We start from the raw sequence: 25,709 nt of genomic DNA on the forward strand, positions 1-25,709 counted from the left end.
CTAGCCGGCCTCTTCGTCGAGGATGAAGCGCACGCCGACGCCTTCGCCGTCCGCGCGCATCACCTGCATCCTCAGCACCGGCGCCTCGATCGGCAAGTCCTGCACCTGGCCGCTGATCAGCGTGCCGGTGGCGAGGCCAACCAGTTCCGGGTGACGGATGAAGACGCCGCCATCGGAGAGGTCGCGGGTCTGCGCGATGAGTTCACCGAAGCTTTCATGGCTGACCTTGATTCTGCACTTCATCGGGATGCGCGGATGGCGACGCTGATTGGACATGAGCAGCTTCCTCGGCATGGTGGCCACTTAATACCGCAGTTCGCCCGTCACGCCCAGCCCGGAGGGCACTTCAGTACCAGCGGGCCTCCCCTTCGGGGCGCTTCTTGAAGCGCTTCATCGTCCACATGTACTGGCTGGGGTAGGTGCGCACGTAGTTGCCGATGGTCTCGCTCATGGACGCCACCGCCGCCTCGACGTCCTCGCCGTACATGGCCTCCGGCGCCGCCTCGATGATTACCCGGTAACCGGAGCCGTCTTCCAGGCGCAGCGCGTGGAGGAACACGCCCTGGGATTTCTTGTGGTCGAGCATGCCGGGGACGAACTTGCTGGTCAGCGCCCGCGTGCCGAGGAAGGGCACGAAGAAGCCGGCGGAAAGCGACGGCTCGGGGTCGGCGGGAATCCCTACGGCGCCGCCGCGGCGGACTTCCTTGATCACGCTGAGAATGCCTTCGCGGGTAGATGGCGCAACGCGATTGCCCATCTGCACGCGCTGGCGTTGCAGCAGGTCGTCGACCGCTTTGAGCTTTGGCGGGCGGTAGAAGATGATCGGTTTGCACTGCGCGCAGTAGAAGTGATTGAGCACTTCCCAGTTGCCCAGGTGGCTGGTGATGCCGACCACGCCCTTGCCCGAGGCGAGCGCCTGCTGCAGCACCTCGAGCCCTTGGACTTCGCGCACCAGCGCCAGCGATTTGCTCGCTGGCCAGATCCACGCGCAAGCGCTTTCGGTGAGGGTCTTGCCGATGTCGATCAGGCTTCGGCGCAGGAGTTTTTCCAGCGCATCGGCATCCAGTTCCGGGAAGCACTTGCTCAGGTTGGTCCGCGCCACTTCGCGCGTATCGGTGGGCAGGCGCCACATCAGCCAACCGATGAATGCGCCGAGCCCCTGCACCACGCGCCAGGGCAGCAGCGCGAACAGGCGCAGGAAGCCTACGACCAACGCGCCTTTGAACTTCTCCACAACGGTCTCCGATTTTCAAAGGCCCGCATTGTACCCGTCTCGCCCACGCCTTTCAGCGCCACCGAGGTATCAGTTCATTGACAGAGCGCTATGACGATCGCATTCGAGGGTGTGGTCCATCACCATTCCGGTGGCCTGCATGTAGGCATAGCAGATGGTCGGGCCGACGAAGGTGAAGCCGAGTTTCCGGAGCGACTTGCTCATCGCTTCGGCTTGCGCGGTCACCGCCGGTACGTCGCCGCGCCCGTCGAAGCGGTTGATCCTCGGTTGGCCGCCGACGAACGACCAGAGCAGCGTCACCGGGTCCTCGAGCTTCAGCCAGGCCTGCGCATTCCGGCGCGCGGCCTGCAGTTTGAGCCGGTTGCGGATGATGCCGGGGTCCTGCATGCGCTCCTCGATCTCCTCATCGGTCATCCGCGCCAGGCGCTCGGCATCGAAACCGAACAGCACCTCACGGTAGCGCTCGCGCTTCTTCAGCACGGTTATCCACGACAGCCCCGCCTGGAAGCCTTCGAGCAGCAGCATCTCGAACAGCCGCTGCGGATCGCGCTGCGGCACACCCCATTCCTCGTCGTGGTAGGCGATGTAGAGGGGATCGTCGGTGCACCAGAAGCAGCGCGGCATGGGCGTGAACCTCAGGGGGAAGGGCTGGACACTATAGCCAAGACACTGGTTAAAAAAACAGGTGTCGAGTGGCGATTCGCGCTCGACGACCGACGTCGGGCTGCGCGCCCTGCGGGATGCCCGCGGCTTCGGTATACTCCCCGGTTTTTCGTCGCAGCCTCAATGGGTGATCTTTCTTGAGCCAGACCAAGCCCTCCGTGCGCACCTTTCAGGATCTGATTCTCGCCCTCCAGCAGTACTGGGCCGAGCAGGGCTGCGTGGTGATGCAGCCCTACGACATGGAAGTGGGCGCCGGCACCTTCCACACCGCCACATTCCTGCGCGCCATCGGCCCGGAAACCTGGAACGCCGCCTACGTGCAGCCTTCCCGGCGTCCGGCCGACGGCCGCTATGGCGAGAACCCCAACCGCCTGCAGCACTACTACCAGTTCCAGGTGGTGCTCAAACCCAATCCGGAAAACTTCCAGGAGCTCTACCTCGGCTCGCTGAAGCGCATCGGCCTCGACCCACTGGTGCACGACATCCGCTTCGTCGAGGACAACTGGGAATCGCCGACCCTCGGCGCCTGGGGTCTCGGCTGGGAAATCTGGCTGAACGGCATGGAAGTCACCCAGTTCACCTATTTCCAGCAGGTCGGCGGCATCGAGTGCTACCCGGTGACCGGCGAGATCACCTACGGCCTGGAACGCCTGGCCATGTACCTGCAGGGCGTCGACTCGGTCTACGACCTGATCTGGACCGACGGCCCGTTCGGCACCGTGACCTACGGCGACGTGTTCCACCAGAACGAGGTGGAGCAGTCCACCTACAACTTCGAGCACGCCAACGTCGACAAGCTGTTCGAGCTGTTCGACTTCTACGAGAGCGAGGCCAACCGCCTGATCGAGCTGGAGCTGCCGCTGCCGACCTACGAGATGGTCCTCAAGGCCTCGCACACCTTCAACCTGCTCGACGCCCGCCGCGCCATCTCGGTGACCGCGCGCCAGCAGTACATCCTGCGCGTTCGCGCACTCGCCCGCGCCGTGGCGCAGAGCTACCTGCAGGCCCGCGCGCGCCTCGGCTTCCCGATGGCCACTCCCGAATTGCGTGACGAAGTACTGGCCAAGCTGAAGGAGGCCGAATAATGACCGCCAAGGATTTCCTGGTTGAACTGGGCACCGAAGAGCTGCCGCCGAAAGCGCTGAAAAGCCTCGGCGATGCCTTTCTCGCCGGCATCGAAAAAGGCCTCAAGGCCGCCGGCCTCGGCTACGCTTCCGCGCGCGTCTACGCCGCGCCACGGCGTCTCGCGGTGCTGGTCGAGCAGTTGGACAGCCAGCAGCCGGACCGCAGCGTCAACCTCGACGGCCCGCCGATCCAGGCCGCCTTCGACGCCGAAGGCAACCCCACGGCCGCGGCGCTGGGCTTCGCCAAGAAATGCGGCGTCGACCTCGCCGAGGTCGACCGCAGCGGCGCCAAGCTGAAGTTCAGCCGCAGCATCCCCGGCCAGCCCGCCATCGGCCTGCTGCCGGGCATCGTCGAGACCTCGCTGAACGACCTGCCGATTCCCAAGCGCATGCGCTGGGCGGCGCGCAAGGAAGAGTTCGTGCGCCCGACGCAATGGCTGGTGATGCTCTTCGGCGATGACGTGATCGACTGCGAGATCCTCGCCCAGACCGCCGGCCGCGAGAGCCGTGGCCACCGTTTCCATCACCCCGACGCGGTGACCATCGCCAGCCCGGCCGCCTACGCCGAGACGCTGCGCGGCGCCCACGTGGTCGCCGACTTCGCCGAGCGCCGCGCGCTGATCGCCGCCCGCGTCAGCGAACTGGCCGCGGCCGAGCAGGGCACCGCGATCGTGCCGCCGGCGCTGCTCGACGAGGTTGCCGCGCTGGTCGAATGGCCGGTGCCGCTGGTCTGCTCGTTCGAGGAGCGCTTCCTCGCCGTGCCCCAGGAAGCGCTGATCTCCACCATGCAGGACAACCAGAAGTACTTCTGCCTGCTGGACGCCCACGGCAAGCTGCTGCCGCGCTTCATCACTGTCGCCAACATCGACAGCCTGGACGCGGCGCAGATCGTCTCCGGCAACGAGAAGGTGGTGCGCCCGCGCCTCACCGATGCCGAGTTCTTCTTCAAGCAGGACAAGAAGCAGCCGCTGGAAAGCTTCAACGAGCGGCTGAAGAAGGTGGTCTTCCAGGCCCAGCTCGGCACCGTCTACGACAAGGCCGTTCGCGTCTCGAAACTGGCGGCGTTCATCGCCGAACGGGTCGGCGGCGATGCGCGCAACGCCGCGCGTGCCGGCCTGCTGAGCAAGTGCGACCTGGCCACCGAGATGGTCGGCGAGTTCCCCGAGATGCAGGGCATCGCCGGCTACTACTACGCGCTCAACGGCGGCGAGCCGGAAGACGTGGCTCTCGCGCTGAACGAGCAGTACATGCCGCGCGGCGCCGGCGCCGAGCTGCCGACCACCCTGACCGGCGCCGCCGTGGCGGTGGCCGACAAGCTCGACACCCTGGTCGGCATCTTCGGCATCGGCATGCTGCCCACCGGCAGCAAGGACCCCTACGCCCTGCGTCGCGCCGCCCTCGGCGTGTTGCGCATTCTCATCGAGAAGGGCCTGGACCTGGACCTGAACGAGACCGTCGCCTTCGCCATCCGCCAGTTCGGCGGCCAGGTGAAAGCCAGCGGCCTCGATGCCCAGGTGCTCGACTTCATCTTCGACCGCCTGCGCGCGCGCTACGAGGACGAAGGCGTGGACGTCGCCGCCTACCAGGCGGTGCGTGCGCTGCAACCGGGTTCGCCGCTGGACTTCGACCAGCGCGTGCAGGCGGTGCAGTTGTTCCGCCGCCTGCCGGAAGCCGCTGCCCTGGCCGCCGCCAACAAGCGCGTGTCGAACCTGCTGGGCAAGTTCGACGGCACGCTGCCAGCCGGCGTCCAGGCGCACTACTTCGACAACCCCGCCGAGTTCTCCCTGTACGCCGCGATGCAACAGGCCGACCAGGCGGTCCGGCCGATGGCGGCGGCGCGGCAGTACAGCGAGGCGCTGGCGCGCCTGGCGGCACTGCGCCAACCGGTGGATGCGTTCTTCGAAGCAGTGCTGGTGAACGCCGAGGACGCCTCGGTTCGCGCCAACCGCTACGCACTGCTGGCGCAGTTGCGCGGGCTGTTCCTTGGCGTGGCGGACATTTCGCTGCTGGGGTGAGGAAGGGGGTTGCCGCCACGCGGCTGCCCCTGCTGCGCGCCGAAGCCGGCGGAAACGCCGGCTGCTACGGCACGCCGTGCCGAATGCGGTTCAGGGGACGGCTAAACCCGTCCCGCCGGCCTCAATCGTCATCGTCGTCGTCATCGTCCATCTTGCGCCGCGGCACCAGCTTGGGGTCGACCAGGATGGCGCGGTAGATCTCCACGCGGTCGCCCGGCTGCAGCGGAGCCTCCAGCTTCACCAGCTTGCCGTAGATGCCGACCTTGCTCTTCGCCAGGTCCAGCGCCGGGAAGCGCTTGAGCACCCCCGAACGCTCGATGGCGTCGCGCACGCAGCAGTCCTCCGGCACGTCCAGTTCCAGCCAGGCCTGGTTGTTGGCCTCGGCATAAGCAACGACGATCTGCATGTTATTGCTCCCTGAAAGTCAGTGGCAGCCACCGCCGCCGAGCGCGGCGGCGGGTACGGCCTGGATGCCCTGGCGTGCCTGCTGGCGCTGGTCGATCCAGCGTTTGAGCGCGAGCAGGAAGCCCAGCGCGAAGAACGCGCCCGGCGGCAGGATCATCAGCAGGAAGCCCTTGTAGTCGGGGATCACCTGGGTCTCGAGGAAGGCGAACGACGAGCCGAGCAGCAGGTGCGCGTCGGCGAACAGCGTGCCGTTGCCGATCAGCTCGCGGATCGCGCCGATCAGGGTCAGCGCGAAGGTGAAGCCCAGGCCCATGAACAGGCCGTCGAGGGTCGAGGCGACCACGCCATTCTTCGAGGCGAAGGCTTCCGAACGGCCGAGCACCGCGCAGTTGGCGACGATCAGCGCGATGTACAGGCCGAGCACCTGGTACAGCGCGTGGGCCCAGGCGTTCATCATCATGTCCAGCAGCGTCACCAGGGTGGCGATGATGACGATGAACACCGGGATGCGGATGGCCTCGGTCACCGCCTGGCGAATCATCGACACCAGCAGGTTGGCGCAGACCAGTACCAGCGTCGTGCACAGGCCCATGCCCAGGCCGTTGGTCGCCGAGCCGGTGACCGCCATGGTCGGACACATGCCGAGCACTTGGGCGAACACGATGTTGTTGCTCCACAGTCCGTCCTGGGCGATGCGCAGGTAGTTGCTCATTGCGATTCTCCGGCGGCGAGGGTCTCGCCGAACAGTTGCTGGCGATGGCTGGCGAAGAACTCCAGGCCCTCACGGATTTCCTTGACCACCGCGCGCGGGGTGATGGTGGCGCCGGCGAACTGGTCGAAGTCGCCGCCGTCCTTCTTCACGGCCCAGCGCTCCACGGGCGGATTGCCCAGCGAAAGGCCTTGGAAGCGGGTGATCCAGGGGTTCTTCTCGACGTCGATCTTGTCGCCCAGCCCCGGGGTTTCCTTGTGCTTGAGCACCCGTGCGCCGAGCAGCGCACCTTCCGGCGAAATGGCCAGCAGCACCTCGATGTCACCGGCATAGCCGCGCCCGTGCACGGCGAAGATCGCCGCCACCGGCTTGCCCTGCAGCGTGGCGCGGTAGACGTCGAGCGGGCCTTCCGGGCCGTCGATCTGCGCGCGGGTCTGCAGCAGGTCGTTGTCGTAACTGCCGTGCGGCAGCACGCGGGACAGGTTGTTGCGCAGGTCCTGAGCCTCGGCGGCGAGGATCGGGTCGTGCGTGCGCTGCGCCGCCCAGCCCAGGGCGGCACAGGTGACCAGGACCACGGCGCCGAGCATCAGGCTCTGGTAGCTGAGGTAGCCGTGCAGACGCTGCCAGTTCATGGCGCCCTCCGGTTGAATGGTTGCAGGGCGGCACCCTGGCGATTACGGCCATAGATGCGCGGACGCAGGTAACGGTCGATCAGCGGGGTCGCCGCGTTCATCAGCAGCAGGGCGAAGGCCACCGCCTCGGGATAGCTGCCGTAGGTGCGGATCAGGTAGATCAGCACGCCGCACAGCAGGCCGAAGAGCAGCCGCCCGGCGGCGGACGCCGGGCAGGTCACCGGGTCGGTGACGATGAACCAGAGGGTCAGCATGAAGCCGCCGGAGAGTAGGTGATAGAGCGGGCTGGCGTAGCGCAGCGGATCGATCAGGTACATCACCAGCGCCGGCAGGGCGAGGCCGAGGGTCAATCCCAGCGGCGCCTGCCAGGTGATCACCCGGCGCGCCAGCAGGAAGCAGCCGCCCAGCGCCAGCAGCAGGCTGGAGCTTTCGCCCATGCTGCCGGCGCGCTCGCCGAGCAGCGCCTGCAGCGGCCGGTAGATGTCCGCCAGCGCGTCACTCAGTAGCGTGCCGCGACTCAGCTCGGTCTTCACGTGACCGAGCAGGGTGGCCGAGCTGTAGGCGTCCGTCTGCGCGCCGCCGAAGGTGATCTGCAGCGACTCGAGGAAACCCGGCGCCGGCAGGCTGCCCAGCGCGAGCGGCTGCACCCAGCGGGTCATCTCCACCGGGAAGGCGATCAGCAGGATCACGCGTGCCGCCATCGCCGGGTTGAACAGGTTCTGTCCCAGCCCGCCGAACAGCTGCTTGACCAGGCCGATCGCCAGCAGCGCGCCGACCAGCGCCACCCACCAGGGCGCCCACGGCGGCAACGAGAGCGCCAGCAGCCAGCAGCTGAGCAGCGCCGAACCGTCGCCGAGAGCGCGCAGCGGGCGTTTCTGCAGGCGCAGACAGAGCGCCTCGATGATCAGCCCACAGAGGACGCAGGTGAGGAACAGGAACAGTGCCGGCCAGCCGTACTGGCTGAAGCCGTAGAGGGTCGCGGGGAGCAGCGCGAGAATCACCTCGAGCATCATCCGCCGCAGGCTGGGCCCGGCGTGGGCGTGTGGCCCGTGGACCACGCTGGTCTCGCTCATTGGCTTTTCTCCGTCTGCGCCATGGCCGCCGCGCGACGCGCCGCCAGCCGCGCCTGTTCGCGGGCGAAGCGGGCCTCCCGCTGCTCGGCGAGCCGACGCGTGGCGTCCAGCTTGCGTTGCTGGCGGGCCATCGTGGCCAGCTCGTTGCGCGCGTAGTTGAAGTAGTGGGTCAGGGGGATATTCGACGGGCAGATGTACGAGCAGGCGCCGCAGCCGATGCAGTCCTTCAGGCCGAGGGCCTGCGCTCCCTTGAGGTCGCCGTTGCGGATGTAGGCGGCCATTTCCAGCGGCATCAGCCCCTGCGGGCAGCCGCGCACGCAGTTGGCGCAGCGCACGCAGGGCTCCGGCGCGCGCTCGGCGACTTCCGCCGCGGAGAGCGCCAGCACCCCGCTGCAGCCCTTGACCACCGGCACGTCGGCACGTGGCAGCTGCATGCCCATCATCGGCCCGCCCATGACCAGACGTGCCGGGGTTTGCAGATAGCCGCCGGCGCCTTCGATCAGGCGGCTGATGAGGGTGCCGAAGGGCACTTCCCAGTTGCCCGGATGGGCCATCGCGCCACCGGCCAGGGTGACGATGCGCGACACCAGCGGTTGCCCGTGGACCAGGGCGCGCGCGACGCTGTAGGCGGTGGCGACGTTGTGCACCAGCACGCCGGCGTCGGCGGCGCGGCCGCCGGCGGGGATTTCGCGGCCGGTCAGCCATTTCACCAGTTGCTTGTCCGACCCCATCGGGTAGCGGCTGGGCACCGACTGCACCTCGACTTCAGTGCCGAGTGCGGCCAGGCGCAGGGCGGCGAGAGCTTCGGGCTTGTTGTCCTCGACGCCCAGCAGCACCTGGCGGGCCTGCACGGCATGACGGATCAGCCGCGCGCCGGTGATCACCTCGGCGGCGCGCTCGCGCATCAGCAGGTCATCGCTGGTCAGGTAGGGCTCGCACTCGCCGCCGTTGATCACCAGCGTGTCGATGCCGCGGCGCAGGCTCAGCTCCAGCTTCACCGCGGAAGGAAAGGTCGCGCCGCCGAGGCCGACGATGCCGGCCTCGCCCACCCGCCGGCAGACGTCTTCCGGCGCCAGGGCGAAGGGATCGGCGGCGACCTCCAGGTCGGCCCAGCGATCGTCGCCGTCGACTTCCAGCACCAGCGTCGGCAGCGGCAACCCGGACGGGTGCGGCGCCGAGTATTCGCCGAGGGCGCGCACCAGCCCGGACGTCGGCGCATGCAGCGGTGCGGAGATGTTGCCCTGGCCGGCGGCCAGCAGTTGGCCCTTGAGCACGCGCTGACCGACGCCGACCACCGGCATGGCCATTTCGCCGACGTGCTGCTGCAGCGGGATGAACAGCAGTTCGGGCAGCGGCAGGCGCCGGATCGGCTGCGCGCTGGACTCTTCCTTGCGACCGGCCGGATGGACCCCGCCGCGCCAACGATTCCATTTCATCCTCATACCTCTCGGGTCGCCAGGGGCCGTTCCCAGCCCCAGGTCAGCAGGCTCGGGGCCACCGGGGTCAGCTGTATCGCCTCGGTGGGGCAGATCGCCTGGCATTTGCCGCAGGCGGTGCAGGCGTCGCCGAACACCTGGTGCAACTGCTTGGCGGCGCCCATCACCGCGTCGGTGGGGCAGACCTTGAAGCAGCGGGTGCAGCCAATGCACAGGTGCTCGAGCACCTGCGCCACGCGCGGCACGTCGTCGGGCATGTCGGCGAGGTTCATCTCCACGCCGAGGCGCTCGGCCAGCGCCTGGGCCACGGCGCGCCCGCCGGGCGGACACAGGGTCAGCGGTGCCTCGCCCTTGGCCAACGCCTGCGCGGCGCCGGCGCAGCCGATGTAGCCGCACTGGCCGCACTGGCTGCCGGGAAGCATCTTCAGCAGCTCCTCCTCGAGTTCGTCGCGCGGCACGCGCAACAGGCGCTCGGCACCGCCGAGCAGGAAGCCCAGGGCCAGGCCGAGGGCGGTCAGCGGCATTACGGTCATCAGCATGGGAGTGCTCCTTAAAGTCCGCCGAGGCCGGCGAAGCCCATGAACGCCACGGCCAGCAGGCCGGCGCAGACGAAGGCGATCGGCGAGCCGCGGAACAGCGCGGGGGTATCGGCCAGCGCGAGGCGCTCGCGCAGGCCGGCGAACAGCACCATCACCAGGGTGAAGCCGAGCGAGGAGCCGAAGCCATCGAGCAGGGCGACGGCAAAGCCGGCCTTGCTCGACGCGCTGACCAGCGGAATGCCGAGCACCGCGCAGTTGGTGGTGATCAGCGGCAGGTAGATGCCGAGCACTTGGTACAGCCCGGGGCTGACCTTGCGCACCAGCATCTCGGTGAACTGCACCAGCGTGGCGATGATCAGGATGAACGCGAGAATGCGCAGGAACTGTAGCCCCAGCGGCGCCAGCATGAGGTTCTCGACCAGCCAGCAGCAGGCGGCGGCGAGGGTGAGCACGAAGGTGGTCGCCATGCCCATGCCGAGGGCGCTGTCGATCTTGCTCGACACCCCCATGAACGGGCAGAGGCCGAGAAACTTCACCAGGATCACGTTGTTGACCAGGGCGGTCGAGAGCAGCAGTAGCAGATAGTCAGACATGGGTGCACCTCCTTGGCTGTCCCAGCGCAAGTGCCGTGCCAGTCGAAAAAAGTGCGGCGAGCCCCCGTCATCCGGGGCCTGCGCCCAATCGGGGGGCATTGCGAAGCTGTCAGGCTTGGCCCGAAGGTTGGGGCTTTGTCGGGTATGGCACACAGCCCTGGGCGTCTGTATGTGGGCCCGCCCGCGCGCCACGCCGCTGCGGCATTGGGGACTAGCGCATATCCCTACCAATGGAACGGTTATTGCTCCTTATCCGGGGTCCTCTCCGTGAGCGAGCACGCCCGCATGTCCAGATCGACCTCCCTGAACTCCGACCCGTCAGCCGTCCCGAGCGAACCGGGCGATTACGATCAGCTTCCGCCCCAGGTGTTCCGCCAGGCGGTCGAGCAGTCGGCGTTGGCGATCTCCATCACCGACGCCCACGCCCACATCGTCTATGCGAACCCGGCGTTCCAGCGCGTCACCGGCTACACCCTGCCGGAGGTGATTGGCCGCAACGAGTCGATCCTCTCCTACCGGGTCACCCCGCCGATCGTCTACGAAAGCATGTGGGCGCAGCTGCTGCGGCAGAAGCCGTGGAACGGCCTGCTGGTGAACCGGCGCAAGGACGGCTCTCGCTACCTCGCCGACCTGACCATCACCCCGGTGCTCGACGAGGAGCAGAACATCACCCATTACCTGGGCATGCACCGCGACGTCACCGAGATGCACCGACTCGAACGCCAGGTGCGCAACCAGAAGACCCTTATCGAATCGGTGGTGGACGCCGCGCAAGTGGCGATGGTGCTGCTCGACTCGCGCGAACGGGTGCTGCTCAGCAACCAGACCTACAAGAAGCTGATCGGCGACCTCGCGCCGGACCCGGCGCAACTGCTCCTTTCCGCGCTCGAGCGCGAGGTGCCGGCGTTCGACCGGGTCAACGCGCTGGCCAGCGGCTTCGCCCCGCTGGAAGTGCGCATCGACCGGCAGGACCGCGAACCGCTGTGGTTCAGCTGCGCCGGCTCGCTCATCGACGAGCAGGACACCAGCGCCGAAGCCTTCTACGAGAACCGCGGCTACCGCTACATGCTGCTGGTGGTGCAGGACATCAGCGAGCTCAAGCGCCAACAGGACCACATCCGCGCCAGCGGCCTGCGCGCCTTGCTCACCGAACAGGAACGCGTGCGCAGCGTGCGCGAGACGCTGTCCGGGGCGATCTACCAGCTCGGCGGGCCGCTGAACATGATCGCCGCCGCGGCCAAGCTGCTGGAGCGACAGCCGCAGCTCGACCAGCAGGCGCTGAAGAAGATGTTCGATGACGTGCTGCGCGTCGGCGGCATGACCCTGGACAACCTGAACGCGAGCATTCCGGCGCTGGCCCAGGAGCCGCTGCAACCGGTCAACCTCAACGCCATCCTGCAGAACGTGCTGTGGATCCTCACCCCGCGCCTGCTCGGCCTGGGCATCGTCGTCGAGTGGCGCCCGGAGTCGCTGCTGCCCAACGTCAACGGCCTGCCGACCTCGCTGACCATGCTCTTCAAGCAGTTGCTGGACAACGCCATCGAGGGCATCGACGCCAAGCGCCAGGGCACCCGCGAGATCAGCGTGACGACGCTGGCCCGCGAGGACCATGTCGAAGTGCTGATCGAAGACAGCGGCGCGGGCATCGCCGCCGAGCTGCAGAGCCGCGTGTTCGAGCCGTTCTTCACCACCAAGACGCGCGGCCAGCCGCACATCGGCATGGGCCTGACCATGGCCCAGGACGTGGTGATGCGCCACGAGGGCCTGATCGAGATCGACTCCGCGACCGGCCAGGGCTGCCAGGTAAGGGTGCAGATCCCCTATGTCTGAGTTCAACGAACGTCTCGACCAAGGCACCCTCCAGGCGATCCTCGCCGGCGAGCTGGAAACCCTGTTTCTGGTCAGCCGCGTGCTCTCTCATTCGCTCAACCTGAAGGAAACCCTCAGCTCGGTGCTGCAGGTGCTGCACGAACGCGGCGGCCTGGAGCGCGGCATGGTCTGCCTCGCCCCGCCCGGCGAGGACGGCCTGCTGGTGTATGCCGTGCAGGGCATGCCGGAGCTGACCGTCGGCGGGGTGCGCTACCAGACCGGCGAGGGCATCGTCGGCAGCGTCTTCGTCGAGGGCGCCGGACTGGTCTTGCCGCGCCTGGGCGACGACCCGCGCTTTCTCTCGCGGCTGGGCATCTACGATCCGCAACGCGCGTTCATCGGTATGCCGATCCGCAGCAGCCGGGAAATCATCGGCGTGTTCGCCGCGCAACCGAACACCGTGCACCTGCAATTGCTCGAGGAGCGCGGGCGCTTCCTCGAGATGGTCGCCAACCTGATCGGCCAGAGCGTGCGCCTGGCCTGGGAAGTGGAAACCGAGAAGCAGGCGCTCAAGGACGAGCGCGACCAGCTGCGCCGGACGGTGCGCGCGCAGTACGGCTTCGACAACATCATCGGCCACTCCTTCGCCATGCGGCACGTGTTCGACCAGGTCCGCCAGGTATCCAAGTGGAACACAACGGTGCTGATCCGCGGCGAGACCGGCACCGGCAAGGAGCTGATCGCCAACGCCATCCACTACAACTCGCCGCGCGCGCGCGGGCCGATGATCAAGCTGAACTGCGCGGCACTGCCGGAGAACCTGCTGGAGTCCGAGCTGTTCGGCCATGAGAAGGGCGCCTTCACCGGCGCCATGACCCAGCGCCAGGGCCGCTTCGAGCAGGCCAACGGCGGCACCCTGTTCCTCGACGAGATCGGCGAAGTGTCCGCGGCGTTCCAGGCCAAGCTGCTGCGCGTGCTGCAGGAAGGCGAACTGGAACGCGTCGGCGGCACCCGCACGCTGAAGGTCGACGTGCGGGTGATCGCCGCGACCCACCGCGACCTGGAAAGCGACGTGGCGAAGGGCAAGTTCCGCGAGGATTTGTACTACCGGCTGAACGTGATGCCGATCGTCATGCCGCCGCTGCGCGAGCGCATGGAGGATATCCCGGACATCGCCCAGTTCCTCATCCAGAAAATCTCCCGCCTGCAGGGCCGCGAGCTGGAGCTCACCGACGCCGCTCGGCGGGTGCTGATGCACCACGACTGGCCGGGCAACGTACGCGAGCTGGAGAACAGCCTGGAGCGCGCCGCGGTGATGTCCAGCGACGGCCTGATCGACCGCGACCAGGTGCTGCTCACCGGGATCAACGAGCAGATCAACGTCGGCCGCAGCGAGCCCGTGGCGCTGGACGACGATAGCCTCGACGAACGTGAAAAGGTGATCGCCGCGCTCGAACAGGCCGGCTGGGTGCAGGCCAAGGCCGCGCGCCTCCTGGGCATGACGCCGCGGCAGATCGCCTACCGCATCCAGACGCTGAACATCCGCGTGAAGCAGCTGTAACCCACCTGAAGGGCGCCGCAGCGCCTGCTGGCGATCGCCGTGCGCGGATCGCCAGCAGGCTCGCACTTCTCAGCAGCAATCGTCCTCGACCCGGTACAGCAGGGTCTGCGCCTCGTCGTCCTGACGCCGCTCGAACAGCTCGTGGATGATGTTCACCTGCGCGTGCAGCAGCAGCCGGGCGTCGTCTTCGGAGCCGTCGCGATCGCCGAGCTTTTCGCGGAAATAGCGGCACAGCACGCAGTTGCCGTCGTCTTCGGCGATGTGGTGCTGGATGCGCGCGTAGATCAGGCGGATGCAGTGGTCGCAATCGATGTAGGGCAGGTCGCCCTCACCGGCGATGCTGCGGTAGGTGGTCGTGGTGCCGCTGGTGTTCATGCTGCCTCCGGAAATGGGGCCCTCCGTCGCGGGAGAGCGGTCGCTGGAAGGCCATCCTAGGAAGCCGACGTGGCGCGGTCTGTCAGCCAGCCGACAGCGCGTGCTTTTCCTGCGCGCGCCAGCTGCTGTAGCGCCAGCCGCTGCGCTCGCGCAGCAGGTCGGCGCGGTGGATGAGGAAGGTGCCGCCGCCGTCGCGCTCGAGAATGCCCTCGCGGGTCAGCCGGGCGATCAGCGACGACAACGTCTGCCGGGTGGTGCCGAGCAACTGGGCGATGTCCTCGGTGTTCAGCGCCAGCGGCAGGCGCCAGCTGCGCGCGTCGACCAGTTCGCCCTTGCGCAGCAGCATGCCGTCGAGAAAGCGCGCCAGGCGCCCCTCGACATCGCGAAAGGCCAGGTCCTCGATGATCTGCATGGCGTTACCCAGCGACTGCGCCAGCACACGGATCACCACCGGCGCGGCTTCGGGCAGCTCCGCCAGCTTGCCGAGCATGGTCCGCGTCTCGGTCACCAGCACGTCGCACTCGCTGATCGCCTGCAGGTAGGCGCGGCTGTGGGTGCTGTAGATATCGCCGGGCTCGAGGAAGGTCAGCGTCTGCTCCTTGTCCTCGAACGTGAGGAACACGCGAATCCGCCCACTGCGCAGGATGAACACGCTGTCGCGGATCTCCTGCGGGCCGCCAAGAATCTCGCCCTGCACCAGGCGGCGCACGCGGAAGCCTTCCAGCAGCGCGGCGCGCGAGGGTTCGGAGAGGGCATCGAGCAGGCGTTGGGACTGGTGATCGTTCATCGGCGGGCTCCGGTTCGGCAGTGTCGCGCGAGGCGACCACCCGGCATCACCAGCAAGGAGCTTGCCGTCGCCGGCCTTAGCGACCAACCGCCGCAGTGGGCCCGCCAGCCGGCGCCTGGGCGGCCTCTGCCCGCGGGCCAGGCGACAGGCCCGATGCCGCGAAGGCGCAGGCCTGTCGCAAACCTCACATTCCTCCCATCGCACGTGGGGCGTTGTTCACACAGATCGCCGAAAGCGCCAGCGCGATTTTCGATATTCGTTTGAAAACAAGGGGTTGTCGCTCGACAGAGGCAACGGCACAGCGCTTGCACTCCGAGCTTCATCTCACCCGGAGGAAGCGTCCATGGACCTGCCCGTTCTGTTCAACGACCCACCGGCGTCTCCTTCGGGCGGCTGCGCGGCCAACTCGTGCGGTTCCAGCGATGACCAGCTCGGTCATCTGCCGGAGGCGATACGCGACAAGGTGTTCAACCACCCGTGCTACTCGGAGGACGCCCACCACTACTTCGCGCGCATGCACGTCGCGGTGGCGCCGGCCTGCAACATCCAGTGCCACTACTGCAACCGCAAGTACGACTGCGCCAACGAATCGCGCCCCGGCGTGGTGTCGGAGGTGCTCAGCCCGGAACAGGCGGTGAAGAAGGTCAAGGCGGTCGCCGCGGCGATTCCGCAGATGAGCGTGCTCGGCATCGCCGGGCCGGGTGACCCGCTGGCCAACCCGCAGCGCACCTTCGACACCTTCCGCATGCTCAGCGAGCAGACCCCGGACATCAAACTCTGCGTCTCGACCAACGGCCTGAGCCTGCCGGAGAGCGTCGAGGAGCTGAGCAAGCACAACATCGACCACGTCACCATCACCATCAACTGCGTCGACCCCGAGGTGGGCGCGAAGATCTATCCATGGATCTTCTGGCAGAACCGCCGCATCCGCGGCATCGAGGCCGCGCGCATCCTCATCGAGCAGCAGCAGCGCGGGCTGGAGATGCTGGTGGAGCGCGGCATCCTGGTGAAGGTCAATTCGGTGCTGATCCCCGGCGTCAACGACGAGCACCTCAAGGAGGTCTCGCGCATCGTCAAGGAGAAGGGTGCCTTCCTGCACAACGTGATGCCGCTGATCGCCGAAGCCGAGCACGGCACCTTCTACGGCCTCACCGGACAGCGCGAACCGAGCCACGCCGAATTGCAGGCGCTGCAGGATGCCTGCGCCGGCGACATGAACATGATGCGCCACTGCCGCCAGTGCCGTGCCGATGCGGTCGGCCTGCTGGGCGAGGACCGTGGCGCGGAGTTCACCCTGGACAAGATCGACGCGATGGAAATCGACTACGCCGCGGCGATGGAAACCCGCGCCCGGGTTCACGCCGATATCGCCGAGGAGCTCGCCCAGCGCCGCCAGCACGGACCCGCGCCGGTGCCGATCCTGCAGGCGTCCGGTCCGACCGCGCTGATGGCGGTGGCCACCAAGGGCGGCGGCCTGGTCAACGAACACTTCGGCCACGCCCGCGAGTTCCTGATCTACGAAGCGTCCCCCGCTGGCGTGCGTTTCATCGGCCACCGCCGGGTGGAAACGCCCTACTGCGAGGGCGACAGTAGCTGCGGCGAAGGTGAAAGCGCGCTGGCGAAGATCATCGACGCACTGGAAGGCTGCCGCGCGGTGCTCTGCGCCAAGGTCGGCTACGAGCCCTGGAGCGCACTGGAGAACGCCGGCATCCAGCCCAACGGCGAACACGCCCTGGAGCCCATCGAGGAAGCCGTACTGGCGCTTTACCAGGAGCTGCTCGAGGCCGGCAAGCTGACCGATGACGTCGCCCAGCAGCGGCAGAGCGCCTGACCCGTCACCGATCCAAGAAGGCCCCGGAACAGGGGCCGCCGATCACCGAGGAGAACCCCGATGGCCCTGGAAATAATCGATAGCTGCGTCAACTGCTGGGCCTGCGTTCCGGTCTGTCCGAACGATGCGATCTACCAGGCCCAGCCACACTTCCTCATCGATGCGGACAAGTGCACCGAATGCGTCGGCGACCACGACGAAGCCCAGTGTGCGAGCATCTGCCCGATCGAGGGCGCGATCCTCGACGAGCTGGGTGATGCGCTGAATCCTCCCGGCTCGCTGACCGGCATCCTGCTGTCGGCCGGCGAGCTTCCATCCTCGATCCCCCAGGACATCCGATGACCACCCTGCATTTCTATGGAAAGCCCGGCTGCAAAGGCAATCAGCGTCAGCTGGAGCAACTCGCCGCGCTGCACGTACCGGTCGAGGTCCACGACCTGCGCGCCGAGGCCTGGACGGCCGAACGCCTGCTGCAGTTCCTCGAACCGCTGCCGGTGGCCGAATGGTTCAACCCGACCGCCCCGAGGGTCGCCTCCGGCGAGATCCGCCCGCAGGAGCTCGGCGCCGAAGAAGCCCTGGAACTGCTGCTCAGCGAACCACTGCTGACCCGCAGGCCGCTGCTGCAACGTGGTGAACGCTTCCTGGTGGGTTTCGAAGCCGCACAAGTGGACAGCTTGCTGGAGCTGCCCGCGGGCAGCATCGGCAGCGGCCTGGAAGGCTGCGCCTGCGGCAAGCATGGCTGAGATGCCAGCCGTGCGGCGGGCCGGGCAAACGGTGGGCTGAAGCCCACCCTACACGCGGCAACGCGGCGAACGCTTTCTGGTGGGCTTCGAGGCCGGGCAGGTGGACAGCCCTACTGGAGCTGCCGGCGGGTAGCATCGGCAGCGGCCTGGAAGGCTGCGCCTGCGGTAAGCACGGCTGAGATGCCAGCCGTGCGGAGGGCCGGGCAAACGGTGGGCTGAAGCCCACCCTATGTGGCCGTCACTGCTCTGAAATGATCAGGAACCGGACCCGATCGGCACATCGCGTAGCGCCGATGAATCCGCGTTGCCACACGATGATCGCGGGTTGCACCCGGCCCACCCTATGGCCCGCAAGCGGGCCATGACCTGGTCGATGGACCGCTCAGCTTTCCGGGCCGAAGCACTCGCTGAATTCGATGCAGTCCTGACAGCTCGGCGAGCGGCAGTAACGCCCGGCGCAGAGCAGGCGGTAGAGGAATTTCTTCCACTTCATGTTGAAGCGGTTCTGCTCGGCCAGGGCAGGGAAGTTGCTCGCCAGCAGCGCGCTGAGGTCGTCGCGCGACCAGAGCCCGAGGTCGTACCAGAGGTGATCGCCCCCCAGGCAGCCGTGGGCGAGGATGCTGGCCATCCAGGTTTCACTGGGGTCGTTGCCGGCACGGTGGCTCAACAGCAGTTGCTCAAGCGCCTGGCAGTCGTCGCGCCGGTGACTGGCTGCCGGCAGCACAGCGCCCGGGGCCTGCCCCAGGCCGGGGAAATGCCGCTGCAACAGGACCTCGAAGTCCGCGGGCGTGAGGCCCAGACCGTCCGGCAGGGCGCTGTGGCCGAATCGCTGGCTGGCCAGCATGCGCGCCAGCCAGCGGTCGTTGGGCAGGCCGTGGCTACTCGCCAGCCAGACCTGTTCGGCATTCAGCAAGGGGCGGCTCAGGTGCAGTGCGCTCATGGGCGACCTCCGGGGAAACGCGACGCAATGGACTGCCTTCAGGCGACCTGCTGTTGCGCTTCCCAGCTTTGCGGACGCTGCAGGTGCAGCGCCAGGCAGGCGTCCAGACTCTGGATGTGTTCGTCGAGGTTGCGCAGCACGCGCTGGTAGAGCGCTTCGCGGCTGCGCCGGCCGTTGGCCTGGCCGAAACTCGCCTGCATGCGTTGCAGCATCTCCAGGGTTTCCTGGTGCTCTTCGCAGTGCTCGCGTTGCTCGCCGTAGGCGGTCGCCTGCATGAAGCGCTCTTCCAGGGCGAAGTGTTCTCGGGCCCGCTCGATGATCCGCTCGATCACCGGCAGTGCGGTGTTTTCGCGCTCGGCGAAGGGCAGGGCGCCGAGCAGGCCGAAGAATGCCTGGCGGGAATTGTCCAGAGCCGGAAGGCCCATGTAGTGCAGGTGCAGCGGGTAGGAAGCGTGGCTCATGGATGTGCTCCGGCGGGATGGCGGACGAGGGGTTCATGATGCGTACTCAAACCGTTCAGGACTTGCTCTGGGGCAAGGTCGAGAACGACGAAGCCGGCGCGTTCGAGAAAACGCCGCTCCTTGGCCGAACACTCCGGCATGCAGGCCCAGCCGGCGGGTTCGCCGGCGCCCCAGACGATGTCGGAGAGCAGCATGCGTTCGGTGTCGCGGTTCAGGCGCAGGCCGATCAGCAGGTACTGCATGCCCAGGCGGCGCTGCTTGAGAAACGCCGGCATGCCGAAGCCGCCCATCAGTTCGGTGAGGTAGTCGACGTAGTCGGCGTCCGAAGCGACGTACAGCGATTCCGGGCGCGCCGCCCCGACCGGTTTGAACAGCACCGGCAGGTTGCTATCGAGGGTGTCCTCGGCGACCGCGCGGTAACCCTCGCCATCGTGCTGGAACAGCCGGTAGCGGGCGAACTCGCCGCTCAGCCGGGCGATGCCGACCACCAGCAGGTGCGGCCGGGTGGCCCAGAAATCCTGCAGCTGGGTGTCGCGGTTGAAATCGACCACGTAGGGCGGGTCGAGCTCCGCGATTCGCCCATGCAGCGCCGAGGCGCTCCAGGCATGGTCCCGGTAGGTGGCGTCGAAGAAGCGCACCAGCGCGCTGCGGCCGCGCTTGAGCTCGACGTTCATTGCGGCCCGGGGAAACTCGTACATCAGCTTCTTGGCCATCGGCTGGCCGTTGTTCAGCGCCAGGATCAGGCTCTCGCTGTCGGCCGGAATGGCCTGGCCCTGGGCGTCGACCACGCCATCCAGCGCGGCCGGTCCAAGCATCGGCACCAGGGTGCCGGCACGGCGCGCGGCGATCAGTTCTACGGGGAGCTCGGGGGTCATGACGGTTCCTCACCGGGTTTTATCGATCCATTGCAAACCCGGCGCCAACTCTTCAACCCATTGAGTCAGAAAGGTTTCCTGTAAACATCAGGGTCCTTTGGTGCGGTCTGCGACGCACAGTGCGGCCCTGATGTCGCACTTGCTACACAGCGGCGAGCGGCCGACCGAAACGTACCTGCACGTCCTTGGGCGGCGACGAGAACGGCGATGAGGTGACCAGCAGATCGGCCCCAGCAGCGACGTACTCCGCCGCGTTGCCGGCATGGATGCCTCCAGCCGCCGCGAGCAGCGGCCGCGACGGCCAGTCCTCCAGCGCCCGGCGCACCGCAGCCAGCGCCGCCGGGGTGAATTTCTCCAGCTGCAGGACATCCGCCTCGGCCCAGCGCAAGGCCTCGCCGAGATCGCCAACCTCCACCACGATCTTCTTTTCCGGTTCGCGACGACGCAGCCTGGCGAGCGTGTCGCCCGGCGCCTGGTCGAGGAACAGCCGGTGCTCGGCGAACAGCAGGAGGGTCTCCGACAGGCCGAGCCGGTGCAGCGTCGCGCCGCCCGCGCGAACCGCCTTGATGGCCAGCGCCTTTGTGCCCGGCGCACTCTTGCGCGTGCAGGCCACCGGCAACGACGCGGCGGCGGCCACCAGGGCGGCGCTGGCAGTGGCCACGCCGCTGGCCCACTCCATCAGTACCTGCGCGGTCTTCCAGCCCTGGTGCAGCGCGCCGGCGCGGCCTTCGACGGAAAGGATCGGCGTGCCGGCGGCTAGCGCCTGGCCGCTATACGCATGCATGTCCACCCGTGCGCCGAGCATCTGGAACAGCCGCGCAGCCTCCTCGACGCCGCACAGCGTCATGGCCTGGCGTGCCGAGCAATCGAGGCGCGCGGCGAGGCCGCCGATGCCGAGGCTATCGGTGGTCAGGTCGCCGGAGGGCACGTCGTCGCGCAGCAACTGGTGAAGCTGCCCGTCATCGAGTACGGATACGCTCATCGCTCAATGCCTCGAGAACAGGTCGTGGATCTTGCACAACACGCGCGCCGGGTCGAAGCCGGGCGCGGGCAGCGTTTCGCCGCGCAGCAGCCGCTGGAAGGCCAGGTGCGGGTCGCCCTGTTCGGTGAGCAGCACCTCCTGCCGACGTTTGCGCAGATGGCGGACGAAACCGTCGCCGGCGCTGGCGGCGACGATCAGCTCGACCCCGTCGAGGGGATGGGCGGCGCCGTCGGCCAGGTGGTGGAAGGTCTGCTCGCGCTGCAGCTCGATGCGTTGCGCCGGACGCTCGGCGAACTCGGTGTCGAACACCAGCCAATGGCGTGCCTGGCCGGCGTGCTTGGCGATCCGAGCGTAATCCTGGGTAGCGAAGGCGATCTTCATGACGGCTCCTCCTGTGAGCGAATCGCCTCCTTATACCCTTACTTGAAAAGTGGGTATAGCGAGGCCGATACAAGGTCGTTCAGGCTTGTCGCCACTCCGACAATGGCTTTGTCGTTGTCGCCTCCGACACCGCTACAACGATTTGCGAGTTTTTATTATCTTTATTTATTTCAATGGGTTAACTATCAGTCAAAAGCTGGCACAGGCCTTGCGCTAGGGAATTGCGAGGGCGAATTTCGCTTCGTCAATTCCACGCAACAAGGAGAAACCAGCATGGCTCTGCGTCAATGCGCCATTTACGGCAAGGGTGGTATCGGCAAGTCCACCACTACCCAGAACCTCGTCTCCGCCCTGGCCGAAGCCGGTCAGAAGGTGATGATCGTCGGCTGCGATCCGAAGGCGGACTCCACCCGTCTGATCCTGCACGCCAAGGCCCAGAACTCGATCATGGAAATGGCCGCCGAAGCCGGCAGCGTGGAAGACCTCGAGCTCGAAGACGTGCTCAAGGTCGGCTATCGCGACATCAAGTGCGTCGAGTCGGGCGGCCCTGAGCCGGGCGTTGGCTGCGCTGGCCGCGGTGTGATCACCGCGATCAACTTCCTCGAAGAGGAAGGCGCCTACGAGGAAGACCTCGACTTCGTGTTCTACGACGTACTCGGCGACGTGGTCTGCGGTGGCTTCGCCATGCCGATCCGCGAGAACAAGGCGCAGGAGATCTACATCGTCTGCTCCGGCGAGATGATGGCCATGTACGCGGCCAACAACATCGCCAAGGGCATCGTGAAGTACGCCAACTCCGGCAGCGTGCGTCTGGCAGGCCTGATCTGCAACAGCCGCAACACCGCCCGCGAAGACGAACTGATCATGGAACTGGCCCGTCAGCTGGGCACCCAGATGATCCACTTCGTGCCGCGCGACAACGTCGTGCAGCGCGCCGAGATCCGCCGCATGACCGTGGTCGAGTACGACCCGACGGCCAAGCAGGCCGACGAGTACCGCCAGCTGGCGAACAAGATCGTCAACAACCGCAACTTCGTGATTCCGACGCCCATCACCATGGACGAGCTGGAATCCCTGCTGATGGAGTTCGGCATCCTCGACGAGGAAGACGAAAGCATCATCGGCAAGGCCGCACACGAAGAAGCCGCTAGCGCCTGATGTGTGAACCCCCGCGCGGTCGCGAGACCCGCGGGACGTTCGTAGGCAACAAGCCGTCATTACCTATGGCTGGTTCCACGGATTAGTGGGCCGGCGCAGGAGATCAACATGGCAACGCTCAGCAAGGAAGAAGCCGCCGCCCTCATCCAAGAGGTGCTGGAGGTTTATCCGGAGAAGGCGCAGAAAGACCGCGCCAAGCACCTGGCCGTCAACGACCAGGAAAAGACCACCAAATGCGTCACGTCCAACCGCAAGTCGCTGCCCGGGGTGATGACCATCCGTGGTTGCGCCTACGCCGGTTCCAAGGGCGTGGTCTGGGGTCCGATCAAGGACATGATCCACATTTCCCACGGCCCGGTCGGCTGCGGCCAGTATTCGCGCGCCGGCCGCCGCAACTACTACGTCGGCCACACCGGCGTGGACACCTTTGGCGACATGAACTTCACCTCGGATTTCCAGGAGAAGGACATCGTCTTCGGCGGTGACAAGAAGCTGGCCAAGCTGATCAACGAGATCGACGGCCTGTTCCCGCTGGCACGCGGCATCAGCGTGCAGTCGGAATGCCCGATCGGCCTGATCGGCGACGACATCGAAGCGGTGTCGAAGAAGGGCGCGGCGGAGCTTTCCAAGCCGATCGTCCCGGTCCGTTGCGAAGGCTTCCGCGGGGTTTCGCAGTCCCTCGGTCACCACATCGCCAACGACGCGATCCGCGACTGGGTGTTCGAGCGCGAGGGCGGCGGTACCGCCTTCGAGTCGAGCCCCTACGACGTCACCATCATCGGTGACTACAACATCGGCGGCGACGCCTGGTCCTCGCGCATCCTGCTCGAAGAGATGGGTCTGCGGGTGATCGCCCAGTGGTCCGGCGATGGCACCCTGGCGGAAATGGAAAACACCCCGAAAGCCAAGCTCAACCTGCTGCACTGCTACCGTTCGATGAACTACATCTCGCGGCACATGGAAGAGAAGTACGGGATCCCATGGGTCGAGTACAACTTCTTCGGCCCGACCAAGATCGCCGAGAGCCTGCGGGCCATCGCGGCGTTCTTCGACGACCACATCAAGGAAGGCGCCGAGCGCGTCATCGCCAAGTACCAGCCGCTGGTCGACGCGGTGATCGCCAAGTACCGCCCGCGCCTGGAAGGCAAGCGCGTGATGCTCTACGTCGGCGGCCTGCGCCCGCGCCACGTGATCGGTTCCTACGAGGACCTGGGCATGGACGTGGTCGGCACCGGTTACGAGTTCGGTCACAACGACGACTACGACCGCACCGTTCCGGAAATGGGCAACGCGACGCTGCTCTATGACGACGTCACCGGTTTCGAATTCGAGGAGTTCGTCAAACGCGTGAAGCCGGACATGATCGGTTCGGGCGTCAAGGAGAAGTACATCTTCCAGAAGATGGGCGTGCCTTTCCGCCAGATGCACTCCTGGGACTACTCCGGTCCGTACCACGGCTATGACGGCTTCGCCATCTTCGCCCGCGACATGGACATGACCCTGAACAACCCCTGCTGGAAAAACCTCACCCCGCCGTGGCTCAAGCCCGTCGAGGAAGAGCAGCGCGCCATCGCCTGATCGCGATACGCGTCTGCCCGACGCCGCGGGTGCGGCGTCGGGTTTCAGCGGGGCGGCCGCCGGCCGTTCCCCACCGCATTATTTCTAGCCGTGATTCGCAGATTGGCGATGCGGCGAGGAGAGCAGCATGCAAAACGCAGACGACATCAAGCCCAGCTACCCGCTGTTCCGCAAGGACGAATACAAGCAGTCGCTGGGTGACAAGAAGGCCAACTTCGAGAACAGCCATGGCCAGGCCAAGGTCGACGAGACCTTCCTCTGGACCACCAGCGTCGAATACAAGGAACTCAACTTCCAGCGCGAAGCCCTGACCATCAACCCGGCCAAGGCCTGCCAGCCGCTGGGCGCGGTGCTCTGCTCGATCGGCTTCGAGAAGACCATGCCCTACGTGCACGGCTCGCAAGGCTGCGTCGCGTACTTCCGCACCTACTTCAACCGCCACTTCAAGGAGCCGCTGTCCTGCGTGTCCGATTCCATGACCGAAGACGCGGCGGTGTTCGGCGGGCAGAAGAACATGTACGACGGCCTGGAGAACTGCAAGGCGCTGTACAAGCCGGACATGATCGCCGTCTCCACCACCTGCATGGCCGAAGTCATCGGTGACGACCTCAACGCGTTCATCAACAACGCCAAGAAGGAAGGCTACATCGACCAGGACTTCGCCACGCCCTACGCGCACACCCCGTCCTTCGTCGGCTCCCACGTGACCGGCTGGGACAACATGTTCGAAGGCATCGCCCGCTACTTCACCCTCAACCACATGGAAGGCAAGGTCGTCGGCAGCAACGGCAAGATCAACCTGGTGCCGGGCTTCGAGACCTACCTGGGCAACTTCCGCGTGATGAAACGCATGATGAGCGAGATGGGCGTCGACTACAGCCTGCTCTCCGACCCGTCCGAAGTGCTGGATACCCCGGCCGACGGGGAATTCCGCATGTACGCCGGCGGCACTACCCAGGATGAAGTGAAGGACGCGCCGAACGCCCTGACCACCATCTTCCTGCAACCGCTGCAGATGGAAAAAACCCGCAAGCTGGTCACCGACACCTGGAAGCACGAGATACCCAAGCTGAACATTCCGATGGGCCTGGAGTGGACCGACGAGTTCCTGATGGCGGTATCGAAGATCAGCGGCCAGCCGATCTCCGAATCGCTGACCACCGAGCGCGGCCGCCTGGTCGACATGATGACCGACTCGCACACCTGGCTGCACGGCAAGCGCTTCTCGCTGTGGGGCGACCCGGACTTCACCCTGGGCATGACCAAGTTCCTTCTGGAACTGGGCGCGGAACCGGTTCACGTACTGTGCAACAACGGTGGCAAGCGCTGGCTCAAGGCGATGAACAAGATGCTCGAAGCTTCGGCGCCGGTGAACAACGCGACCCAGCTGTTCCACAGCCATGACCTCTGGCACCTGCGCTCGCTGGTGTTCACCGAGAAGCCCGATTTCATGATCGGCAACTCCTACGGCAAGTTCATCCAGCGCGACACCCTGCAGAAGGGCAAGGACGCCGAAGTTCCGCTGATCCGCATCGGCTTCCCGATCTTCGACCGCCATCACCTGCACCGTGCCACCACCTTGGGTTACGAAGGCGCCATGACCATGCTGACCACCCTGGTCAACGCGGTCCTCGAGAAGCTCGATGCCGACACCATGCAAATGGGCGTCACCGACTTCAACTTCGACCTGGTGCGCTGATACCGAGCTCCTTATGCGACGCGGGTCCCCTTACCGCGTCGCTTTTTTTGTGACCGTCATCGCTGACGGTTGCCTGTCCGGGCCGTCGCGAGGCGATGTCGGAAAG

Annotated in this window: 27 protein-coding genes; 10 read left to right on the plus strand and 17 right to left on the minus strand. The window is 66.5% G+C overall.

Going from position 1 to position 25,709, the window contains the following annotated elements; translation table 11 throughout:
• From BLV15_RS19465 to BLV15_RS19475, 3 genes are all read right to left on the minus strand, one after another.
• Entirely contained in the window at nt 1–276 is a 276-nt protein-coding gene (locus BLV15_RS19465) for a PilZ domain-containing protein (RefSeq protein ID WP_090231378.1), read from the minus strand.
• A gap of 70 nt (nt 277–346) precedes the next feature.
• Nucleotides 347–1,234, minus strand: coding sequence for a lysophospholipid acyltransferase (locus BLV15_RS19470; RefSeq protein ID WP_090231379.1), 888 nt, complete (start codon nt 1,232–1,234; stop codon nt 347–349).
• A 69-nt stretch (nt 1,235–1,303) separates the two neighbouring features.
• Nucleotides 1,304–1,858, minus strand: a complete 555-nt coding sequence (locus tag BLV15_RS19475) for a DNA-3-methyladenine glycosylase I (RefSeq protein ID WP_090231380.1) — start codon at nt 1,856–1,858, stop codon at nt 1,304–1,306.
• A gap of 176 nt (nt 1,859–2,034) precedes the next feature.
• Between BLV15_RS19475 and glyQ the strand changes: the two genes are divergently transcribed.
• Both glyQ and glyS read left to right on the plus strand, forming a co-directional pair.
• Nucleotides 2,035–2,982, plus strand: a complete 948-nt coding sequence (glyQ, locus tag BLV15_RS19480) for a glycine--tRNA ligase subunit alpha (RefSeq protein WP_090231381.1) — start codon at nt 2,035–2,037, stop codon at nt 2,980–2,982.
• On the plus strand, nt 2,982–5,036 hold the full coding sequence (gene glyS / locus BLV15_RS19485) for a glycine--tRNA ligase subunit beta (protein ID WP_090231382.1): 2,055 nt from the start codon (nt 2,982–2,984) through the stop codon (nt 5,034–5,036). The genes glyQ and glyS overlap by 1 nt, the downstream gene beginning before the upstream one ends.
• A gap of 121 nt (nt 5,037–5,157) precedes the next feature.
• On the opposite strand, the gene BLV15_RS19490 is transcribed toward glyS, so the two are convergent.
• From BLV15_RS19490 to rsxA, 7 genes are read right to left on the minus strand one after another with little or no spacing between them, the layout of a single operon-like run.
• On the minus strand, nt 5,158–5,442 hold the full coding sequence (locus BLV15_RS19490) for an RnfH family protein (protein WP_090231383.1): 285 nt from the start codon (nt 5,440–5,442) through the stop codon (nt 5,158–5,160).
• Between the two features lie 18 nt (nt 5,443–5,460).
• Nucleotides 5,461–6,159 carry an electron transport complex subunit E gene (locus BLV15_RS19495; protein WP_407072464.1) on the minus strand — a complete coding sequence of 233 codons (699 nt, stop codon included), beginning with the start codon at nt 6,157–6,159 and terminating at the stop codon, nt 5,461–5,463.
• Nucleotides 6,150–6,782 carry an RnfABCDGE type electron transport complex subunit G gene (locus tag BLV15_RS19500; protein ID WP_090231385.1) on the minus strand — a complete coding sequence of 211 codons (633 nt, stop codon included), beginning with the start codon at nt 6,780–6,782 and terminating at the stop codon, nt 6,150–6,152. The genes BLV15_RS19495 and BLV15_RS19500 overlap by 10 nt, the downstream gene beginning before the upstream one ends.
• Complete coding sequence (locus BLV15_RS19505; RefSeq protein WP_090231386.1) at nt 6,779–7,855, minus strand: RnfABCDGE type electron transport complex subunit D; 1,077 nt, start codon at nt 7,853–7,855, stop codon at nt 6,779–6,781. Before BLV15_RS19505 ends, BLV15_RS19500 begins: the two co-directional genes overlap by 4 nt.
• The gene (gene rsxC / locus BLV15_RS19510) at nt 7,852–9,291 is read right to left on the minus strand and encodes an electron transport complex subunit RsxC (protein WP_090231387.1); all 1,440 of its coding nucleotides are present in this window, start codon (nt 9,289–9,291) and stop codon (nt 7,852–7,854) included. The genes BLV15_RS19505 and rsxC overlap by 4 nt, the downstream gene beginning before the upstream one ends.
• Nucleotides 9,292–9,293: 2 nt before the next feature.
• Nucleotides 9,294–9,830: an RnfABCDGE type electron transport complex subunit B gene (locus BLV15_RS19515; RefSeq protein ID WP_090231388.1), complete on the minus strand. Its 537-nt coding sequence runs from the start codon at nt 9,828–9,830 to the stop codon at nt 9,294–9,296.
• Between the two features lie 11 nt (nt 9,831–9,841).
• The gene (gene rsxA, locus BLV15_RS19520) at nt 9,842–10,423 is read right to left on the minus strand and encodes an electron transport complex subunit RsxA (RefSeq protein ID WP_090231389.1); all 582 of its coding nucleotides are present in this window, start codon (nt 10,421–10,423) and stop codon (nt 9,842–9,844) included.
• Between the two features lie 285 nt (nt 10,424–10,708).
• Here rsxA and nifL point away from each other — a divergent pair, with 285 nt between their 5' ends.
• Nucleotides 10,709–12,253 (plus strand): nitrogen fixation negative regulator NifL, encoded by a 1,545-nt coding sequence (nifL, locus tag BLV15_RS19525; protein WP_090231390.1) that lies wholly within the window; start codon nt 10,709–10,711, stop codon nt 12,251–12,253.
• Nucleotides 12,246–13,793, plus strand: a complete 1,548-nt coding sequence (gene nifA / locus BLV15_RS19530) for a nif-specific transcriptional activator NifA (RefSeq protein ID WP_090231391.1) — start codon at nt 12,246–12,248, stop codon at nt 13,791–13,793. Before nifL ends, nifA begins: the two co-directional genes overlap by 8 nt.
• 69 nt (nt 13,794–13,862) lie before the next feature.
• Here the strand turns inward: nifA and cowN are convergent, their stop codons facing one another.
• Both cowN and BLV15_RS19540 read right to left on the minus strand, forming a co-directional pair.
• Nucleotides 13,863–14,168, minus strand: a complete 306-nt coding sequence (gene cowN, locus BLV15_RS19535) for a N(2)-fixation sustaining protein CowN (RefSeq protein WP_090231392.1) — start codon at nt 14,166–14,168, stop codon at nt 13,863–13,865.
• An 82-nt stretch (nt 14,169–14,250) separates the two neighbouring features.
• Nucleotides 14,251–14,955 (minus strand): Crp/Fnr family transcriptional regulator, encoded by a 705-nt coding sequence (locus BLV15_RS19540; RefSeq protein ID WP_090231393.1) that lies wholly within the window; start codon nt 14,953–14,955, stop codon nt 14,251–14,253.
• A 343-nt stretch (nt 14,956–15,298) separates the two neighbouring features.
• Between BLV15_RS19540 and nifB the strand changes: the two genes are divergently transcribed.
• The 3 genes from nifB to BLV15_RS19555 are packed head-to-tail and all read left to right on the plus strand — an operon-like array spanning nt 15,299 to nt 17,529.
• Nucleotides 15,299–16,786: a nitrogenase cofactor biosynthesis protein NifB gene (nifB, locus tag BLV15_RS19545; protein ID WP_090231394.1), complete on the plus strand. Its 1,488-nt coding sequence runs from the start codon at nt 15,299–15,301 to the stop codon at nt 16,784–16,786.
• A gap of 60 nt (nt 16,787–16,846) precedes the next feature.
• Entirely contained in the window at nt 16,847–17,128 is a 282-nt protein-coding gene (locus BLV15_RS19550) for a 4Fe-4S binding protein (protein WP_090231395.1), read from the plus strand.
• On the plus strand, nt 17,125–17,529 hold the full coding sequence (locus tag BLV15_RS19555; protein ID WP_090231396.1) for an ArsC/Spx/MgsR family protein: 405 nt from the start codon (nt 17,125–17,127) through the stop codon (nt 17,527–17,529). Before BLV15_RS19550 ends, BLV15_RS19555 begins: the two co-directional genes overlap by 4 nt.
• A 382-nt stretch (nt 17,530–17,911) precedes the next feature.
• Here BLV15_RS19555 and BLV15_RS22180 read toward each other — a convergent pair whose 3' ends face one another.
• The 5 genes from BLV15_RS22180 to BLV15_RS19575 form a co-directional block, all read right to left on the minus strand.
• A complete protein-coding gene (locus BLV15_RS22180) occupies nt 17,912–18,469 on the minus strand; it encodes a nitrogen fixation protein NifQ (RefSeq protein WP_175534403.1) in 558 nt (185 codons plus the stop codon).
• Between the two features lie 38 nt (nt 18,470–18,507).
• Nucleotides 18,508–18,930 carry a hemerythrin domain-containing protein gene (locus tag BLV15_RS22185; protein ID WP_175534404.1) on the minus strand — a complete coding sequence of 141 codons (423 nt, stop codon included), beginning with the start codon at nt 18,928–18,930 and terminating at the stop codon, nt 18,508–18,510.
• Nucleotides 18,927–19,805, minus strand: a complete 879-nt coding sequence (locus tag BLV15_RS19565; RefSeq protein WP_090231398.1) for an SIR2 family protein — start codon at nt 19,803–19,805, stop codon at nt 18,927–18,929. Before BLV15_RS19565 ends, BLV15_RS22185 begins: the two co-directional genes overlap by 4 nt.
• Before the next feature lie 142 nt (nt 19,806–19,947).
• Nucleotides 19,948–20,787 (minus strand): ModD protein, encoded by an 840-nt coding sequence (gene modD, locus BLV15_RS19570; RefSeq protein ID WP_090231399.1) that lies wholly within the window; start codon nt 20,785–20,787, stop codon nt 19,948–19,950.
• A 3-nt stretch (nt 20,788–20,790) separates the two neighbouring features.
• Nucleotides 20,791–21,168 (minus strand): NifB/NifX family molybdenum-iron cluster-binding protein, encoded by a 378-nt coding sequence (locus BLV15_RS19575; RefSeq protein ID WP_090231400.1) that lies wholly within the window; start codon nt 21,166–21,168, stop codon nt 20,791–20,793.
• A gap of 273 nt (nt 21,169–21,441) precedes the next feature.
• Here BLV15_RS19575 and nifH point away from each other — a divergent pair, with 273 nt between their 5' ends.
• The 3 genes from nifH (at nt 21,442) to nifK (ending at nt 25,603) form a co-directional block, all read left to right on the plus strand.
• The gene (nifH, locus tag BLV15_RS19580; RefSeq protein ID WP_090231401.1) at nt 21,442–22,326 is read left to right on the plus strand and encodes a nitrogenase iron protein; all 885 of its coding nucleotides are present in this window, start codon (nt 21,442–21,444) and stop codon (nt 22,324–22,326) included.
• Between the two features lie 108 nt (nt 22,327–22,434).
• Complete coding sequence (nifD, locus tag BLV15_RS19585; RefSeq protein ID WP_090231402.1) at nt 22,435–23,904, plus strand: nitrogenase molybdenum-iron protein alpha chain; 1,470 nt, start codon at nt 22,435–22,437, stop codon at nt 23,902–23,904.
• A 127-nt stretch (nt 23,905–24,031) separates the two neighbouring features.
• Nucleotides 24,032–25,603 (plus strand): nitrogenase molybdenum-iron protein subunit beta, encoded by a 1,572-nt coding sequence (gene nifK / locus BLV15_RS19590; protein WP_090231403.1) that lies wholly within the window; start codon nt 24,032–24,034, stop codon nt 25,601–25,603.
• Nucleotides 25,604–25,709 lie beyond the last annotated feature (106 nt).

This window comes from Pseudomonas kuykendallii (assembly GCF_900106975.1).
Taxonomy (GTDB): domain Bacteria; phylum Pseudomonadota; class Gammaproteobacteria; order Pseudomonadales; family Pseudomonadaceae; genus Pseudomonas_O; species Pseudomonas_O kuykendallii.

Coding starts and splice junctions, on each gene's coding strand:
- rsxA (WP_090231389.1), bottom strand. CDS start 10,423: ATGTCTGACTATCTGCTACTGCTGCTCTCGACCGCCCTGGTCAACAAC.
- modD (WP_090231399.1), bottom strand. CDS start 20,787: ATGAGCGTATCCGTACTCGATGACGGGCAGCTTCACCAGTTGCTGCGC.
- BLV15_RS19490 (WP_090231383.1), bottom strand. CDS start 5,442: ATGCAGATCGTCGTTGCTTATGCCGAGGCCAACAACCAGGCCTGGCTG.
- nifL (WP_090231390.1), top strand. CDS start 10,709: ATGTCCAGATCGACCTCCCTGAACTCCGACCCGTCAGCCGTCCCGAGC.
- nifA (WP_090231391.1), top strand. CDS start 12,246: ATGTCTGAGTTCAACGAACGTCTCGACCAAGGCACCCTCCAGGCGATC.
- BLV15_RS19540 (WP_090231393.1), bottom strand. CDS start 14,955: ATGAACGATCACCAGTCCCAACGCCTGCTCGATGCCCTCTCCGAACCC.
- cowN (WP_090231392.1), bottom strand. CDS start 14,168: ATGAACACCAGCGGCACCACGACCACCTACCGCAGCATCGCCGGTGAG.
- rsxC (WP_090231387.1), bottom strand. CDS start 9,291: ATGAAATGGAATCGTTGGCGCGGCGGGGTCCATCCGGCCGGTCGCAAG.
- BLV15_RS19475 (WP_090231380.1), bottom strand. CDS start 1,858: ATGCCGCGCTGCTTCTGGTGCACCGACGATCCCCTCTACATCGCCTAC.
- BLV15_RS19575 (WP_090231400.1), bottom strand. CDS start 21,168: ATGAAGATCGCCTTCGCTACCCAGGATTACGCTCGGATCGCCAAGCAC.
- BLV15_RS22180 (WP_175534403.1), bottom strand. CDS start 18,469: ATGAGCGCACTGCACCTGAGCCGCCCCTTGCTGAATGCCGAACAGGTC.
- glyS (WP_090231382.1), top strand. CDS start 2,982: ATGACCGCCAAGGATTTCCTGGTTGAACTGGGCACCGAAGAGCTGCCG.
- BLV15_RS19565 (WP_090231398.1), bottom strand. CDS start 19,805: ATGACCCCCGAGCTCCCCGTAGAACTGATCGCCGCGCGCCGTGCCGGC.
- nifH (WP_090231401.1), top strand. CDS start 21,442: ATGGCTCTGCGTCAATGCGCCATTTACGGCAAGGGTGGTATCGGCAAG.
- nifB (WP_090231394.1), top strand. CDS start 15,299: ATGGACCTGCCCGTTCTGTTCAACGACCCACCGGCGTCTCCTTCGGGC.
- BLV15_RS19500 (WP_090231385.1), bottom strand. CDS start 6,782: ATGAACTGGCAGCGTCTGCACGGCTACCTCAGCTACCAGAGCCTGATG.
- nifK (WP_090231403.1), top strand. CDS start 24,032: ATGCAAAACGCAGACGACATCAAGCCCAGCTACCCGCTGTTCCGCAAG.
- BLV15_RS19505 (WP_090231386.1), bottom strand. CDS start 7,855: ATGAGCGAGACCAGCGTGGTCCACGGGCCACACGCCCACGCCGGGCCC.
- BLV15_RS19515 (WP_090231388.1), bottom strand. CDS start 9,830: ATGCTGATGACCGTAATGCCGCTGACCGCCCTCGGCCTGGCCCTGGGC.
- BLV15_RS19550 (WP_090231395.1), top strand. CDS start 16,847: ATGGCCCTGGAAATAATCGATAGCTGCGTCAACTGCTGGGCCTGCGTT.
- nifD (WP_090231402.1), top strand. CDS start 22,435: ATGGCAACGCTCAGCAAGGAAGAAGCCGCCGCCCTCATCCAAGAGGTG.
- BLV15_RS19555 (WP_090231396.1), top strand. CDS start 17,125: ATGACCACCCTGCATTTCTATGGAAAGCCCGGCTGCAAAGGCAATCAG.
- BLV15_RS19465 (WP_090231378.1), bottom strand. CDS start 276: ATGTCCAATCAGCGTCGCCATCCGCGCATCCCGATGAAGTGCAGAATC.
- BLV15_RS22185 (WP_175534404.1), bottom strand. CDS start 18,930: ATGAGCCACGCTTCCTACCCGCTGCACCTGCACTACATGGGCCTTCCG.